This window comes from Exiguobacterium sp. s78 (assembly GCF_018618985.1).
Classification (GTDB): Bacteria; Bacillota; Bacilli; order Exiguobacteriales; family Exiguobacteriaceae; genus Exiguobacterium_A; species Exiguobacterium_A abrahamii.
Map to the genome: position 1 here is coordinate 2,147,813 of NZ_JACSNB010000001.1, position 15,485 is coordinate 2,163,297.

Consider the following 15,485-nt stretch of genomic DNA (forward strand, 5'->3'; position numbering starts at 1 on the left):
TATTAACTTGACCTTACTATAACATACCTCACATCATTTGAACAACATCGTAGCTTGAACAGCTTTTTGCCATCCACCGTAGAGCGCATCCGTCTCTTCTTTCGCCATACTCGGCTCGAAACGACGTTCTTTTTTCCATTGCGTCGCAATCTGTTCACGGTTCTCAAAGAATCCAACAGCAAGACCTGCGAGGTACGCTGCACCTAACGCCGTCGTTTCATTGATTTCCGGACGCTCAACTGGCGCTTGGATGATGTCACCTTGGAACTGCATCAAGAAGTCGTTTTTAACTGCTCCACCATCGACACGGAGCGTTTTCATCTCGATGCCTGAATCTTGCTCCATCGCAGATAGGACGTCGCGTGTCTGATAAGCGAGTGATTCAAGTGTCGCGCGGATGAAATGTTCTTTTTCCGTACCACGTGTCAAACCGAAGACGGCACCACGAACGTCTGAATCCCAGTAAGGTGTACCAAGACCAACGAATGCTGGTACGACGTAGACACCGTCTGAAGACGTGACGCGTGTTGCGTATCCTTCTGATTCTTTGGCATCATCAATGAGACGTAAGCCGTCACGTAACCACTGAATCGCAGATCCTGCGACGAAGATACTTCCTTCTAAGGCATACTCCACTTTTCCATCGACGCCCCACGCGATCGTCGTCAGCAATCCGTGATCTGATTTCACAGCCTCTTCCCCTGTGTTCATCAGCATGAAGCAACCCGTACCGTATGTGTTTTTCGCCATTCCTGTATCAAAACATGCTTGGCCAAACAATGCGGCTTGCTGATCGCCTGCTGCTCCAGCAATTGGAACTGCTTCTCCGAAGAAGTGATACCCTGCTGTCTCTGCGTACACTTCAGAAGATGGTCGTACTTCCGGAAGCATGGCTTTTGGGACATCTAAGATGCCGAGTAACTCGTCATCCCATTTTAATTCATGAATGTTATACATCAACGTACGACTTGCATTCGAATAGTCGGTCACATGTGCTTTTCCGCCGGATAATTTCCAGATGAGCCACGTATCGATCGTACCGAACAGTAGTTCACCACGTTCAGCACGTTCCCGTGCTCCTTCGACATGATCTAAAATCCATTTGACTTTCGTACCAGAGAAATAAGCGTCAATCAATAGACCTGTCTTCTCACGGAAGAGCTCGGCATGACCGGCTGCTCGAAGCGCTTCACAGATTTCAGCCGTTTGTCTCGATTGCCACACGACTGCATTGTGAATCGGTTTCCCTGTTTCTTTTTCCCAAACGACAGCTGTTTCACGTTGATTCGTGATTCCAATACCAGCAATCTGCGACGGCTTTACGTTCGCCTCCGTCAGACAAGTCGCCACGACAGCAAGGACACTTCCCCAAATCTCGTTTGCGTTGTGTTCGACCCAACCTGGTTTCGGAAAATACTGCGTGAATTCCTGTTGCGCTGAATGGACGATCTCGCCGGCACGATTAAACAGGATCGCACGTGTACTCGTCGTTCCCTGATCCAATGACAAAATGTAGTTCTCCATCTCTTCCCCATCCTTTTGTATCTAAATAAGTTAAGCTGACTTTGACTCCACTGACGTTGTTTTGTTCGGACGAACACCGAATCTATAGCATAAGCCTAATATGACGATTGTCACAAGTCCTACAATCCAAAAAGCCGGTGTATCTTTTCCTGTGAAGACCGAACGATAAAACAATCCGCCAAGACTTCCACCGAGAACTGGTCCGAGAACCGGAATCCATGAGTATCCCCAGTTCGATGATCCTTTTCCATGAATCGGTAAGATGAAGTGAGCGATACGTGGACCAAGGTCCCGCGCCGGATTCATCGCATATCCTGTCGTGCCTCCGAATGACATACCGAGGCTGACGATCAAGAAACCGACGATCAATGGATTCAGACCATCTGAGAACTTATTCGCTCCGATCGACAACAACCCGATGACAAGTAAGAATGTCGCAATCATTTCACTCATTAGATTGGCAAATGTATGTGGAATCGCTGGTGACGTCGCAAAGACGCCGAGTTTCGCTGCTGGGTCTTTCGTCTCTGCCCAATGTGGTAAGTAATGGACGAAAACAAGACTTGCACCAAGTATCCCGCCGGCAATTTGAGCGACGATATAGCCTGGTACGTCCGTCCATGCAAATGAACCGTCAAAGGCTAAACCAAGCGTTACTGCTGGGTTAAGGTGTGCTCCACTGAATTGACCGACGGCATACGCTGCAATCGCCACGGCAAAACCCCACGCAAACGTGATGACGATCCAGCCTGCATCCTTTGCAAACGATTTCGTCAAACTAACGCCTGCACCTACACCGTTCCCAAGCGCGACAAGCAAAGCTGTGCCTAAAAATTCCGCTAAAATGGGTGACATATGTGTTCCTCCTTTTGGTTATGTGAAAAAAGCAACATAAAAAGGAGATCCACGTCAGTTCATACTTGAATGTTCTTCAAGCAGGACTCACACGTGAATCTCCCTTTTCTCCGTCACTTTGTATCAACTTGATATCACTATAACAATCAGTGAAAACGCTGTCAAACAATCCGAATGATTTTCATCACAATCCGGTTAGGAGCGTGGTTCAAAATGACGCCACAAGTCCTTATTCGATGTTGTGATACTTGAGGCACCTGCTTCAATTGCTTGTTCCACTTCCTCGACCGTATCGATGAGTCCACCGGCGAATACGAGACGCCCCGTCTTTTCTTTCACTTCTTGAATGTACTTTGGCATTAATCCAGGTAACACCTCGATGTAATCAGGTTGCGTCCGTTCCATGAGTTGATAACTTTTTTCGAGTGAACTGGAATCGAGTAAGAACATGCGTTGCATCGTCTTGACCTTTTTTTGACGTGCTTTCAAGATGACGCTCGCCTTCGTCGAAATGACACCATACGGCTTTAATTCTTGGCAGACGTATTCCGTTGCGTATTCATCATTTTTTAATCCTTGAACGAGATCCATGTGCAAAAACATTTTTTTGTCGTAACGATGCGCCATCTCATAGACTGCTTTTAAGCGCGATACGTGCATTTCGAGTAAGACCCCATATTCATATGGACTCTTCAGCATCTTTTCAAAGTCTTCTAATTTTCTAACGGAAGGCAGGATCTTCTGTCCAAAATATGTCATATGTTCTCCCCCTGATTCGTAATGTGTCCTAAGTATGTCGTGAAATAGGAGGAATAGGCAATGCTCTTTTCATGAAAATAAGTGAAAAGAGCGCTACGATTAGGGTATAGCTTAACGAAACGATTTCTTTTCAGGAGGTGAACGCGCAGTCCTACCGTCTGTGCACGTCAATGAGTCAGCAAAAACGGATTGTCATCTATTTATTCTCTATTTTAATTAACGCCTTAGGAAACAGCTTCATGGTGACCGCCTCGATCGGGAGTGCACCTTGGACTTCAGCGAGTGAGGCCGTCGCGGCCATCTCACCTTTAACTGTCGGACTAGCGATCATCGTCTTACATGTGCTTGCTTTGATTGCAGCACTTTCTCTCGGGAGTCGATTTAGTTGGTGGACGATTGTTCTCAGTTTTGCACTCGTCGTCCTTTTCGGCGCTGCGATTGATTTCTTCTTATCCATCCATCAATTGATTTACACACCACAGGGACTTTGGATGCGCGCCGTGTACATGTTGATCGGTATGCCATTGATTTCACTTGGACTCGCCCTCTATCTCCAAATCGGATTCGTATTGATGCCACCGGATTACTTGATGAAGTCACTGATCAGCCGCTTTAAAAGTACATCGCTCGGAGCAACGATCAGCCTCGGTATTCCTTTTTTGATTGCTTGCCTCTTTTCACTGATTGAACGCGAACTGATCGGCATCGGAGTCGGAACTTTCATTTTCCTCTTATTGAACGGTCCACTGATCGAATGGTTTCAGCGATTGTTCCCGATTACGGCACGTCCACCTAAACGGACAAGCAGTTAAGCTAAAAAATGTACACTTCTAGATGGATTATCTGGAAGTGTACATTTTTTTCTTAAGTGTATGATTTTTTTTGGAAAATCAAGATAGAACCACCGAACAACACGATAATATGCGCAAGAACGAATAAAACGGAGAACGTCAAACTTGTTCCCATGACTTCGCCCATCCCATAACCTGCCGTGCCTTTAAAGTACATCGACCAGTCGAGATGCATGAATACGATCCACTTAGCGATTTCCGGTTTTAAAGTAAGTAAAATGCCACCAACAATCGCTGTGAAGAATTGAGCCAACACGGTAAAACCGATGATCATTCCAACTGAGCGGAACAGTAAAGAGAAGAATAGTGTCATGAAAATCGTAAAGATCGGATTCACAAGCTCAACGATCGTATCACGGAACAAGAGTGGATCGCCTGCCTCTGAAAACGCAAAAGAACCGGCGTAAAGGACGACGACGATGAACGCGAATTGGAACAACATGATCAAGATCGAAAAGATAAGTTTCGAGAAATAAATCGTCATTCGGGAATACGGACTCATCAACAAATGTTTCATCGTATCGTAGCGAATCTCATTCCCGATGACTTCTGCCGTGAAGACAATCGTAATGATCCCGAGCAGTCCTGTTAAGATCGAAAGCGTATCCGAGTAATAGCCGCTCCGATCAAATGAAATATCATTCGTTTTCGCAATAATGATCAGACCTACAGCAATTAATACATATAATACTAAGACAATCTTCGCTTTTTTAGTCGTCCACCATTTCATCCATTCATTTTGTATGAGCGAAAGCATGTGAATCCCCCTCTTTTTTCGTTACTTGCAGGAATTGTTCCTCAAGCGTCAAACGTTTAACGGTCAGTTCATGTAAATCGGCAATCGGCACGACGAGTCGAGCGATAGCTGGACATTCACTTTCCGGTGCGGTGATAATGATTTTATTCTCGAGTACTTCTGATGGGTAGTTTGCGACGCGAAGGGCATCGAGTACATCTGTCATCGCTTCCGCATTGACACGAAGAGCGATTTTCGCTCCGGTTTCATTACGAACGGACTCGACCGACTTGATGACACCCTGATCGATGATCGCGTAACGATCACTGATTTGTTCCATCTCACTCAACATATGGCTTGAAATTAAAATCGCGATATCTTGCTCACGCGCCATTTGGCGTAAATATTCACGAAGCTCCGCAATCCCGGATGGATCCAGACCATTCGTTGGTTCATCTAAAATCAAGACGCGCGGGTTATGTAGCAAGGCACGAGCAATTCCGAGTCGTTGCTTCATTCCGAGTGAGTACTCTCCGACTTTTTTTGAAAGCTTTCCTTCGAGACCAACGAGTCGTGCTAGTGCATCATAATCAACTTGACCGAGTCCCGGAATGAGGTTTTTTGCATGAACCAAGTTTTGTTTTCCTGTCAGATAAGGATAAAACGCTGGATTCTCCACGATTGCTCCAATTTGCGTCAACGCTTTCGAACGCTCTTCTACGACATCAAATCCATTGACCGTGACTTTCCCTGCATCCTGCTCGAGTAGTCCCGTGATGATGCGAATCGTCGTCGTCTTCCCTGCTCCGTTCGGTCCGAGGAAGCCGAACACTTCTCCTGGGGATACCTCAAAACTGACGTCTTTTAAAATTTGCTCTTTCCCGAGACGCTTTGAGATATTTTCAATCTTTAACATCTGCTCTTCCTCCTCATTCATATTTTGTCTATGCTATTAGTGTACGTGATTTTAAAGGATAAGTTTCATTTCTTACAAATATGTAATCCGATTCCAATTAAAAAGGCGTAACAGCAGAAATTTTATACTAAAAATAAAGAATGGAGTCGCTAGATGATTCTTTTTGAACAAGTAACACATGATCACTTTCCGATCATCCAATCGTTGTACGCGAGCGTTCCTGAATATGCGCTCTTAGAAGAACGAGTGCTTCCGCTCTCTGATTCGACCTTACAGGAAGAGTTTTTAAATCCCGATACCGTATCGCTGATTGGATATGTGGACGGAGAACCCGTCTTACTGATTGACTACCTACCGAAGCATCCAAAAGACGGTACACCTTGGATCGGTTTATTCTTAATGGATGTTTCTCAACACGGTACGGGAATTAGTAGTCGGTTACTATCCGCTTTTTGTGATCGATTCCTAAGTCAGGAACCTCACATTCATCTCGCGGTCTTACCTGATAATTTAAGAGCCCGTCGTTTTTGGGAAAAACACGATTTCCGATACGCGCGAACGAGTTTCTCGAACCGCGAACAACTCGTAGATGTCTACGTGTATGATGTAAGTAAAAACAAATGAAAACGTATGAATGGAGTATCACACAATGTCCAAACCCTCACTTCGCTTTGATGTTTTGTTAGCGGGATTGATTTCCCTGCTATTTTTTAGCATGACGCTCGGATTAACTTTCTTCATTAGTCAACATGCAACAAACCGACTCCAATCGGAAGTCGGGATGAATCTGTCAACGACCGCTCACCAACTATCTGATAAGCTTGATCATTACATGTGGTCACGTTATGCCGAAGTAAAATTGCTGGGTTCCTTATCAACGATTCAACAAACAGAACAAAAAACAGAAACGCGACGGACACTCGAAGAGTTACAACGGCAGATTCCTGACTTTTCTTGGATTGGTCGATTAGATACGGAAGGTAACGTCGTTGCGTCAACGAATCAGATTCTGGAAGGAACGTCGATCAAGGAACGTCCCGTCTTCCAACAAGCCTTATCACAACCATTCATCGGAGATGTCCATGAAGCTGTCCTACTCGCAAAATTATTGCCGAACCCAAGCGGTGAACCGTTACAGTTCGTCGATATTAGTACACCTTTGTATGATAAGGGTCGATTTTCTGGTGTCCTTGCGACACATCTCAGCTTCGAATGGGCAAAAGCAATCGAACAAAGTTTTCAGAGCGCCACGTCCTCTCTCCAACAAGTCGATGTCTTCATCATTAGTCAAGATCGAAAAACGATTTTACTTGGACCAAGCGGATGGAGCGGTAAAACATTACCCGATAGCGTAACGCTGACTTCGAATGCTTCTGCGACCGCTTCCTGGCAAGGGAAAGAATTTGTCTCTGGTCAAAGCACAAGCCGAGGTTACAAGGATTACGATGGCTTAGGTTGGACGGTTCTCGTACGTCAACCGACTTCGATTGCGTTCGCTGATGCCGATGCTTTACGTCAAACGATTTTCATCGCTGGTTTGATTGCCTCTTTCGTTACAGCCGTACTTGGCTGGATGTTAGCGAAGCTATTGACACGACCATTATTAAAAATCACACATGCCGCACAACAGATGCAGGATGATCCATCAAAATCACTCCCGAATCATCGTGGAATCCGAGAAATCGAGACACTGACGGATGCCTTACAGCGACTGATTCATCGCTTGCTACATACCGAACAAGAGAAATTAACGTTTGAACGCTTGTCACAACGCGATAGCCTGACTGGTCTCGCGAACCGCAACGGTCTCGCTCAATACATCGAACAATTGCCTGCAGAAACGCATTCTATCTATCTTTGCCTTGATTTAGACGGCTTTAAATCAGTCAATGATACATATGGTCACGCGCTAGGTGATCTCCTGCTGATCGAGGTCAGTCAACGTCTCGAACAATTGCTTCCACCGGGTGGATTCGTGGCTCGTCTGGGCGGCGATGAGTTCATCATCGTCTTGACGACTCAATCCTTAACAGAAGCACGATACTTAGGTGAACAATGGATCGCTCACGTCTCGATGCCGTATCACTTAGAAGAACAAACCGTCCACATCGGGATGAGTATCGGAGTCGCCGAACAGGTGACAGGAGAATCACTCGAACAAGTCATGCATCATGCTGATTTAGCGCTCTATCGTTCGAAGCAAAACGGCAGAGGATGTATGTCCGTTCATTGACCATTCAGGACGGAGGATTGACAAGCGCTGCTCTCCTCCGTAAGGTGAACGAGAAGCGTATAATTTTTCAACGAGGAGCTGTCAACATGAATCAATGGACACGTGAAGCACGATACCGTCCCCTCTCGGATGTCGATCCGAGCGTCTACCAAGCGATGAAGGAAGAAGTTCGCACATCTCCTTGGCGATTTTCTTACCATATCCAACCTCCGACCGGACTTTTGAATGATCCGAACGGCTTCGTCTATCATGATGGTCTCTATCATTTGTTTTATCAATGGTTTCCACTCGGACCCGTACACGGGCTGAAGTACTGGTATCACATGACATCAAAAGACCTTGTACATTGGTTCGATGAAGGAGCCGCCTTGATCCCGAATGACGATCCTGATTCGCACGGTGCTTATTCCGGTAGTGGCTTCATTAAAGATGATCAAGTGCACATCATGTACACTGGTAATAAACGGGATGCGGATTGGAATCGCCATACGAGCCAAATCGTCGGTCATCTCCGCTCGGATGGACGAATCGAAAAACATTTACCACCTGCTATCCCAAACGTTCCTGAAGGATATACGGAACATTTCCGTGATCCGAAAGTCTTCCAAGATGCATCGGGCATCTGGTACTGCATCATTGGTGCACAGCGCAGTGACTTGACGGGCTGTACTGTCATCTATCAGTCTCAAGATGCAGAGCAATGGACATTCCTCGGTGAGTTACAGACGAACTACCCGACATTCGGTTATATGTGGGAATGTCCTGATTATTTCGAGCTGGATGGAAAAGGAATCCTCCTCTTTAGCCCTCAAGGGATTGAACCAGATGGTCAGAACTATCAAAATATTTTCCAGTCCGGTTATTTCATCGGCGAACCGTTAGCTTTACCCGACTTAACATTCACACACGAACCGTTCCAAGAACTCGATTTCGGATTTGACTTCTACGCGCCACAAACAACTGAGGCGGCAGATGGTCGACGGATTCTTGTTGGTTGGATGGGGCTACCGGATATCAGTTATCCTTCTGACATCTATAACTGGGCACATGCTTTGACATTGCCACGTGAATTAACGATTGAACAGGGGCAACTTCGTCAACGACCTGTCAATGAACTGACACAGCTACGAAAAGAGACGCTGTTTGACGAAACGATTCTTTTCGAACAAGACGTGACAATTGCGGAAGCCGAGATTTTCGAGCTCGTGATGACAGACTTAAAACTGTCGTCGGACACGTTCCGCTTCTCGATTCGTCAAGACGCCACTGAAGAAACCGTATTCCATTACGATGCTGTATCACGTCAATTTACAATCGATCGAAGCCGTTCAGGTGCGGAAGTCCCTGCCGAATCATTCGGTACTTCGCGATCGACGATTCTTGCGAAGGACTTGCATACATTACGTTTGTTCGTGGATCGTTCTTCGTTTGAACTTTTCCTGAATGACGGAGAAGCCGTTGCATCTGGACGGATTTTCCCGAGAACATCCAGTCGAGGGATTGTCTTCTCTGGTGAAGCAGGTGCGCATCTATCACTCTACGATTTATCTTAAGTAAAAAAAGCATTTTCCTGAATAGAATCAGGAAAATGCTTTTTTTAATTCAATGCTTCAATCGTAGTTCTTTTTCTAAATCAAAGGCAAGGATGTGTTGCTCCCCAATCGGACCCATGACGGACTGTAACGTATCGACGTATCCCGTCTTGAAGTACAGTGATTTTGCAGCAATATTCTTTTTATTGACCGCTAGTGTAATCGCTGTGACTTCTGGAAAATGATGATGCACGAACTCTGGCAACTGCATCATTGCCTCTTTCGCATATCCTTGCTGTTGATGGCGTGCATCAATGGAAAAGGCACGTAATAGGACACTTTGTTCATGTGTTCGATGTGTTTTAGGGGGGTTAAGATGAAGAATAAAAAATCCGACGACGAGCTCGTCTTTTTTGATGACAACCGGGAATTTATCTGGATGGGCAACTGCATCTGTGACGACATCCGTCGGAAAAGAAGTAAACTGGACTTGTTCTTCCGGAAGAATGAACGCATCACATTGTTCATAATGTTCATTCGTATACATGTGTAATTTCACTACAGACATTCTCATTCCGCCTTCCCTCTTTGTACAGGACAAGAGAGTACTCTCTTACATCTATTCCCATTTTAATGTTTTTGTATCCATTTGCCTAGTCTTTTAGGGTACTCGTCTTACATAACATCCAATAGGCTCTTGTCTCTTTATTCCACGGTTCTTCTTTCCGTAATCCAATCCTGACACTAAAAATGATACACTAGGGAAAGTTCGATTATTGGACGAGAAATAAATACGCTCGAGGTGAACTGTATCATGCATGAAGATTTTTTCGAACAGATGGAGCGATTGACCGGCATTCAACTGAATCCTGTCCAACAACAGGCAATCGAACATGACCATGGTCCGTTGCTGTTACTCGCCTCACCCGGCTCTGGAAAAACAACGACGCTTAATTTTAAGATTGCCTATTTGATTTTACAAAAAAAGATCGAACCACATCGTATTTTAGGGCTGACCTTCAGTAAGGCAGCAGCTCGCGAGATGGCGGATCGTTTTTATCATCTATTTCACGAATTAATTGGAACGACAGCGGCATTCTCGACGATTCATAGCTTTGCTTTTCAAGTCGTTCGGGATCATACATCCCAGCAACGTCTCTCCTATACGATCATTGAGGGACCAATGGATCAACAACATCCGAATGCGCCACATAAACGCATGTTACTCCGGCGTATTTTCCAGGAAATTAATCGGAGTGTCATTACCGACGACCAGATGGATGAGTTATTACGAATGATTTCCTTCGTCAAGAACCGTCTTCTTTCTTTAAAGGAAATCAAGGCAGTACCGACGACGATCAAACATTTCCCTGATATCTATGTGGCGTATGAACAATTCAAGTCGCGTGATCCCTTACATCCGTTACTCGACTTTGATGATATGTTGACGTATGCGAATACGATTTTGGAGCAAGACCGTCGTCTGTTGCAACATTATCAGCGTCGCTTTGACTATATCCTAACGGATGAGAGCCAGGATACGTCACTCGTTCAACATCAATTGGTCGAAAAGTTAGCCTTACCGCATAACCGACTTTGTGTCGTTGCAGACGATGATCAGACGCTATACAGCTGGCGTGGTGCAGATGCTTCGAAAATCCTCCATTTCAAGGATACGTATCCGAATGCGACAATTCTTTACATGGAGCAAAATTATCGTTCGTCTCAAGACATCGTATCCGTCGCGAACCAATTCATTCAGCGCAATAAAGCACGCTATCCGAAACAGATGTTTACGGAGAACGCCTCGGTTCGTCCGATCATCTTAGAGACGTTACCAACTTACGAGGATCAGACCCGCTATCTGTTGAATCAACTACGGACAGAGACGAATTACCGCGAAGTGGCCATCTTATATCGCAACAATGCTTCTTCGATCAACGTCATGAATGCGTTGGATCAAGCAAATATTCCGTTTTATATTAAGGATGTCGATCATAAATTCTTCAGTCATTGGATTTTGAAGGATATCTTAAACTTCATGACATTCGCACAAGATCCGACAGATATCGATGTGTTAGCAACTATTCATACGAAATTCGCCGGGTACATTTCAAAAGCGCAACTTTCTCAATTGCAGCAGTTCGGTACGGGTGAATCTGTATTTGATCTACTCATAAACAAAATCGAGATGAAGTTTTATCAAAAGAAACAACTTCAACAAATGAAGCGCACGTTCGCTTCCATCCAAACCGTTCGACCCTCTGCCGCCCTCTCTCTGATTCGTCATGAACTGGGTTACGAAAAGAATTTGCGGAAAATGAGTGAGAGTCTCGGTTTTAGTCTCGATCACCTGCTTGAAACATTGAATACGATTGATAACATCGCAAGTGATGTACCAACGCTACTCGCTTTTCGTGAACGGATCACGCATCTCGAACAATTGATGCGTGATGCGAAACAAAATAAAAATCAAAATGCGGTCACCCTTTCGACCTTTCACAGTGCAAAAGGACTTGAATTCGATCGCGTTTTCATGATTGATCTCGTTTCTGGTATTCTTCCATCAGCTGATACGATCAAGGCGTACAAGAATGGACAACTCGATGATATGGAAGAAGCTGCACGTTTGTTTTACGTCGGCATGACACGGGCGCGACACGAACTACATCTTCTGTCCTATCGTTTTAAATCGAAATCATTTGATGTCTCGCCATTCGTCGAAGACGTTCATCGCCTCGTCACGCCTGATGCTGCAAAACGAAAAGTAGAGCGCAAGCGAACTGCTGTTGCAGCGCGAGCTAGCGTTTCCCCACTACCGATCACTGAGAACATGCGTGTCTCGCATACAGCATTTGGTCCCGGAACCGTTTTGCACATGGTTGACGACGTGCTAGAAATTTCATTTGATCAAGGAATGAAAAAACAGCTTTCGTTACAAGTCTGCTCTGAAAATGCATTACTCGAAATTTTATGATTTAAAAAAGGAGCTGACTCAAAAAAAAGAATGACGCGTCTTTTCACGCCCTTTCCTCAGGCGAGACACAAGCCAGTTTTCCTGCTTCATTCAAGCAGGAGAACGGGTCTTGTTTGTCTCTGACAGCGCATAATGCGCTTTTTCCTGTAGGAGTGGCGTGTGACGCGTCATTCTTTTTTACGAGATAAGGGTGGCAGATCATCATTCTGCCACCCTTATCTTTGTAGAGGCTGACTTTTGAGTCAGCTTTGTTGTATCCGTCAATTTTTAGTCGATGACTCATTTTGATGAATCAAGGCATCTCTGATTTCTGTCAATAATTTTTCTTCTGTCGTTGGTACCGCTTCTTCTTCGACGACCTCTTCCTTCTTTCGGAATGAAGTGATGCCTTTGACGAAGATAAACAGCGCAAAGGCGATCAACAAGAATTCGATGCTCGCTTGAAGAAATTGACCGTACTGCAACTCTGCATTTCCGACCATGACCGACAATCCCTTGACATCAACACCACCGATGATGATGCCGATCAACGGCATGAACACACTGTCAACGAGTGATTTGATGATCCCGCTAAACGCAGCACCAAGAATGACTCCGACCGCTAAGTCGATCACATTTCCTCGAAACGCGAACTCCTTAAATGCTTTAAACATGAAACGTCCCCCTTACCAAGCGCGGGACGCCAACTGCTGAATCGCATATCCGACGCCGTGCTCATCGTTTGTTTTCGTCACGTGATGGGCAATCGCTTTTGCCTCATCATGACCATTTCCCATCGCGATCGCCTTTCCGGCAACTTTGAACATTGGAAGATCGTTTAGATTATCACCGATGACAGCGACTTGTTCGATTGGCACACCGAGGTGGTCCGCGAGGATTTTAACTGCCGTTCCTTTATCGGCACCGACAGCCATGACTTCGATATTATCGTGTCCTGACGACGTGACATAGACACCTTCGACCTTTTGCTCGATTTCCTGCCAGATTTTTTTCATCAATTCTTGATCAAACGAGAATGAGATGAATTTAAATACTTTTCCCGCTTGGTTACGAATGTACGACCGGAATCCATCAATCATCTTGACGTCTTCGTGGACATAATAACGATCGTGGAAGAAATCAAGCACTTGTTTCGCCCGATCACTCTCTTCACTCAACTCTTTCAGGGAATCATAGGCTGCGTCGATCGTCGCTCCTTGTGCTGTCACGAGTCCTTGATCACAGAACATCTCGAAGAAAACTTCATATTGACTGATGATACCGTAAATTTGCTGTGCTTGTTCCGTCGTCAACGTCGTTGCACTTAACTCTTCTCCATCGACGGTCATCACACGTGCCCCGTTTGAAGCAATGATTGGACAGTGGATTCCTGCTGCGTCTGTTAATTCTTTTGCATTTAAGTAGTTACGTCCTGTCGCGATTGCAAATTCGACACCTTGTTCGCGTGCCGCTTCAATTGCCTGAATCGTCTCCGGTTCAATTCGTTGCTTGCCCGAAAGAACGGTTCCATCCATGTCTGATACGAGTAGTTTGATTGGATTTGCCATCGTCTTCACTCTCCTCTTTTTCTATTTCCATACCACTATACCATTTTTCACATTTTGACTGGTCGTAAACGCGGTTTACAAAATCGGTGACAATAAACGCGAAATACTTTCCTTGAATTTGATCGTTCTTGAACGCGCGGCATACGACTCGACCGTCATGAGCTTTGATACCTCACAATCAGCGAGGAAGAGACGTTCTAGTTCAATCGCTATTGTCTGATCATAGACGATCGTGTTCATTTCAAAGTTCAACCGAAAGCTTCGCGCATCGATATTCGTCGTCCCGACTGAAGCAATCTCGCCATCAACGACGATCGTCTTTGCGTGTAAAAATCCAGGTTCATACGTGTAGACTTTAGCTCCGTACGATAACAACTCTCCTACAGCAGCAGTCGTTGCCCAGTAAACGAATGGGTGGTCCGGTTTGTTCGGAATCATGATGCGGACTTCCACTCCGGACAGAAGGGCTGCCTTACATGCATCTAAATAACTCGTGTCTGGAATGAAATAAGGCGATTGGATATAAATCGTCCGTTTTGCTTCGTTGATCATCTTGATCAAGGAAAGCTTCAAATACTCTGAACGGGAATCCGGACCCGATGTGACGATTTGCATCGGTAATATATCCTGAATCCTATGCGTTCCATAGTAAAATAAAGATTTTTCCGTATAGACGTCACTTGCTTGGTTCCAGTCGAGAATAAAGCGGTCGAGTTGATCATGAACGACGTCACCTTCCAAGCGAAAATGTGTATCCCGCCAGTAGCCGAACTTTTCATCGATACCGAGATATTCCGTACCAACGTTGAAGCCACCAATATAGCCGATTCGACCGTCGATGATACAGGATTTACGGTGATTGCGGTTGTTCAATCGAAAATTAACGAATCCAATCGTCGACGGGAAAAAGGCAAACACTTCTCCTCCGTGTGCGAGTAAATCCTTAAAATCCGTCCGTTTGAGACTTCGTGATCCGACAGCATCATACAATAGACGGATTTTGATCCCACGACGGGCACAATCGGTCAATGTATCGATCAACGCTAACCCGAGACGATCTTTCTGAATGATGTAATATTGGATATTCACTTCATGCTCTGCCTGGCGGATATCTTGAATCATCCGATTGAACTTCTGCTCGCCATCCGAAAGAATCTGCAGTTGATTCGAGAGACTGAGCAGGGAACCGTTCGACATCAGGTTCATCCGAATCATATCCCGGTGCTTTTGAATCATCGGGTGCCGTCCCATCGTTACAAGTTCTTTTTTCTGTAAGGCGATCCGTCTATCCTGTTCCAGTTGTTCTTCATCCGTGACACGATAAAAATTCGTTTTTTTCAACAATCTTCCGAAAAACAGATAGACGAGAAATCCAACGAGCGGAACGAAATACAAGATGAATACCCATGCCCACGTCGCACCAATATCGCGCCGCTCGAGAAAAATAACCGTCAGAACAGCCAAGATATTCATGATAAGCAATCCGTAGACGATGATGATCGTGAACGTACTCCATACTTCCACCATACGATTCCCTCCCGCTTCAACGGTATTC

The 15,485-nt window shown here is 45.2% G+C and carries 14 protein-coding genes; 5 read left to right on the forward strand and 9 right to left on the reverse strand.

The window, feature by feature from the left end; all coding sequences use genetic code 11:
- Window positions 1-33: 33 nt before the first annotated feature.
- From glpK to KNQ18_RS11100, 3 genes are all read right to left on the reverse strand, one after another.
- Window positions 34-1,524, reverse strand: coding sequence for a glycerol kinase GlpK (gene glpK, locus KNQ18_RS11090; RefSeq protein ID WP_050677155.1), 1,491 nt, complete (start codon window positions 1,522-1,524; stop codon window positions 34-36).
- Window positions 1,525-1,554: 30 nt separating this feature from the next.
- Window positions 1,555-2,379, reverse strand: coding sequence for an MIP/aquaporin family protein (locus tag KNQ18_RS11095; RefSeq protein WP_064300370.1), 825 nt, complete (start codon window positions 2,377-2,379; stop codon window positions 1,555-1,557).
- A 195-nt stretch (window positions 2,380-2,574) separates the two neighbouring features.
- Complete coding sequence (locus tag KNQ18_RS11100; protein ID WP_023467370.1) at window positions 2,575-3,138, reverse strand: glycerol-3-phosphate responsive antiterminator; 564 nt, start codon at window positions 3,136-3,138, stop codon at window positions 2,575-2,577.
- A 170-nt stretch (window positions 3,139-3,308) separates the two neighbouring features.
- Here KNQ18_RS11100 and KNQ18_RS11105 point away from each other — a divergent pair, with 170 nt between their 5' ends.
- On the forward strand, window positions 3,309-3,950 hold the full coding sequence (locus KNQ18_RS11105) for a YczE/YyaS/YitT family protein (protein WP_064300371.1): 642 nt from the start codon (window positions 3,309-3,311) through the stop codon (window positions 3,948-3,950).
- Window positions 3,951-4,002: 52 nt separating this feature from the next.
- Here the strand turns inward: KNQ18_RS11105 and KNQ18_RS11110 are convergent, their stop codons facing one another.
- Both KNQ18_RS11110 and KNQ18_RS11115 read right to left on the reverse strand, forming a co-directional pair.
- Window positions 4,003-4,746 (reverse strand): ABC transporter permease, encoded by a 744-nt coding sequence (locus KNQ18_RS11110; RefSeq protein WP_215084767.1) that lies wholly within the window; start codon window positions 4,744-4,746, stop codon window positions 4,003-4,005.
- Window positions 4,724-5,641: an ABC transporter ATP-binding protein gene (locus KNQ18_RS11115; protein ID WP_029340951.1), complete on the reverse strand. Its 918-nt coding sequence runs from the start codon at window positions 5,639-5,641 to the stop codon at window positions 4,724-4,726. Before KNQ18_RS11115 ends, KNQ18_RS11110 begins: the two co-directional genes overlap by 23 nt.
- Before the next feature lie 153 nt (window positions 5,642-5,794).
- Between KNQ18_RS11115 and KNQ18_RS11120 the strand changes: the two genes are divergently transcribed.
- From KNQ18_RS11120 to KNQ18_RS11130, 3 genes are all read left to right on the forward strand, one after another.
- On the forward strand, window positions 5,795-6,265 hold the full coding sequence (locus KNQ18_RS11120; RefSeq protein WP_215084768.1) for a GNAT family N-acetyltransferase: 471 nt from the start codon (window positions 5,795-5,797) through the stop codon (window positions 6,263-6,265).
- Window positions 6,266-6,290: 25 nt separating this feature from the next.
- The gene (locus KNQ18_RS11125; protein ID WP_050677152.1) at window positions 6,291-7,874 is read left to right on the forward strand and encodes a diguanylate cyclase domain-containing protein; all 1,584 of its coding nucleotides are present in this window, start codon (window positions 6,291-6,293) and stop codon (window positions 7,872-7,874) included.
- Between the two features lie 86 nt (window positions 7,875-7,960).
- Window positions 7,961-9,427: a glycoside hydrolase family 32 protein gene (locus tag KNQ18_RS11130; RefSeq protein ID WP_215084770.1), complete on the forward strand. Its 1,467-nt coding sequence runs from the start codon at window positions 7,961-7,963 to the stop codon at window positions 9,425-9,427.
- 49 nt (window positions 9,428-9,476) lie between these two features.
- Here the strand turns inward: KNQ18_RS11130 and KNQ18_RS11135 are convergent, their stop codons facing one another.
- Window positions 9,477-9,974 (reverse strand): GNAT family N-acetyltransferase, encoded by a 498-nt coding sequence (locus tag KNQ18_RS11135; RefSeq protein ID WP_064300431.1) that lies wholly within the window; start codon window positions 9,972-9,974, stop codon window positions 9,477-9,479.
- Window positions 9,975-10,220: 246 nt separating this feature from the next.
- On the opposite strand from KNQ18_RS11135, the gene KNQ18_RS11140 reads away from it, so the two are divergent.
- Window positions 10,221-12,383 carry an ATP-dependent helicase gene (locus tag KNQ18_RS11140; protein ID WP_215084772.1) on the forward strand — a complete coding sequence of 721 codons (2,163 nt, stop codon included), beginning with the start codon at window positions 10,221-10,223 and terminating at the stop codon, window positions 12,381-12,383.
- A 260-nt stretch (window positions 12,384-12,643) separates the two neighbouring features.
- On the opposite strand, the gene mscL is transcribed toward KNQ18_RS11140, so the two are convergent.
- The 3 genes from mscL to cls all read right to left on the reverse strand — a co-directional run bounded on the left by mscL (window position 12,644) and on the right by cls (window position 15,457).
- Window positions 12,644-13,036 carry a large-conductance mechanosensitive channel protein MscL gene (gene mscL / locus KNQ18_RS11145; RefSeq protein WP_133207909.1) on the reverse strand — a complete coding sequence of 131 codons (393 nt, stop codon included), beginning with the start codon at window positions 13,034-13,036 and terminating at the stop codon, window positions 12,644-12,646.
- A 12-nt stretch (window positions 13,037-13,048) separates the two neighbouring features.
- The gene (locus KNQ18_RS11150; protein ID WP_050677704.1) at window positions 13,049-13,930 is read right to left on the reverse strand and encodes a Cof-type HAD-IIB family hydrolase; all 882 of its coding nucleotides are present in this window, start codon (window positions 13,928-13,930) and stop codon (window positions 13,049-13,051) included.
- A 75-nt stretch (window positions 13,931-14,005) separates the two neighbouring features.
- Entirely contained in the window at window positions 14,006-15,457 is a 1,452-nt protein-coding gene (gene cls, locus KNQ18_RS11155) for a cardiolipin synthase (RefSeq protein WP_214724362.1), read from the reverse strand.
- Window positions 15,458-15,485 lie beyond the last annotated feature (28 nt).

Coding starts and splice junctions, on each gene's coding strand:
- glpK (WP_050677155.1), bottom strand. CDS start 1,524: ATGGAGAACTACATTTTGTCATTGGATCAGGGAACGACGAGTACACGT.
- KNQ18_RS11095 (WP_064300370.1), bottom strand. CDS start 2,379: ATGTCACCCATTTTAGCGGAATTTTTAGGCACAGCTTTGCTTGTCGCG.
- KNQ18_RS11100 (WP_023467370.1), bottom strand. CDS start 3,138: ATGACATATTTTGGACAGAAGATCCTGCCTTCCGTTAGAAAATTAGAA.
- KNQ18_RS11105 (WP_064300371.1), top strand. CDS start 3,309: ATGAGTCAGCAAAAACGGATTGTCATCTATTTATTCTCTATTTTAATT.
- KNQ18_RS11110 (WP_215084767.1), bottom strand. CDS start 4,746: ATGCTTTCGCTCATACAAAATGAATGGATGAAATGGTGGACGACTAAA.
- KNQ18_RS11115 (WP_029340951.1), bottom strand. CDS start 5,641: ATGTTAAAGATTGAAAATATCTCAAAGCGTCTCGGGAAAGAGCAAATT.
- KNQ18_RS11120 (WP_215084768.1), top strand. CDS start 5,795: ATGATTCTTTTTGAACAAGTAACACATGATCACTTTCCGATCATCCAA.
- KNQ18_RS11125 (WP_050677152.1), top strand. CDS start 6,291: ATGTCCAAACCCTCACTTCGCTTTGATGTTTTGTTAGCGGGATTGATT.
- KNQ18_RS11130 (WP_215084770.1), top strand. CDS start 7,961: ATGAATCAATGGACACGTGAAGCACGATACCGTCCCCTCTCGGATGTC.
- KNQ18_RS11135 (WP_064300431.1), bottom strand. CDS start 9,974: ATGTCTGTAGTGAAATTACACATGTATACGAATGAACATTATGAACAA.
- KNQ18_RS11140 (WP_215084772.1), top strand. CDS start 10,221: ATGCATGAAGATTTTTTCGAACAGATGGAGCGATTGACCGGCATTCAA.
- mscL (WP_133207909.1), bottom strand. CDS start 13,036: ATGTTTAAAGCATTTAAGGAGTTCGCGTTTCGAGGAAATGTGATCGAC.
- KNQ18_RS11150 (WP_050677704.1), bottom strand. CDS start 13,930: ATGGCAAATCCAATCAAACTACTCGTATCAGACATGGATGGAACCGTT.
- cls (WP_214724362.1), bottom strand. CDS start 15,457: ATGGTGGAAGTATGGAGTACGTTCACGATCATCATCGTCTACGGATTG.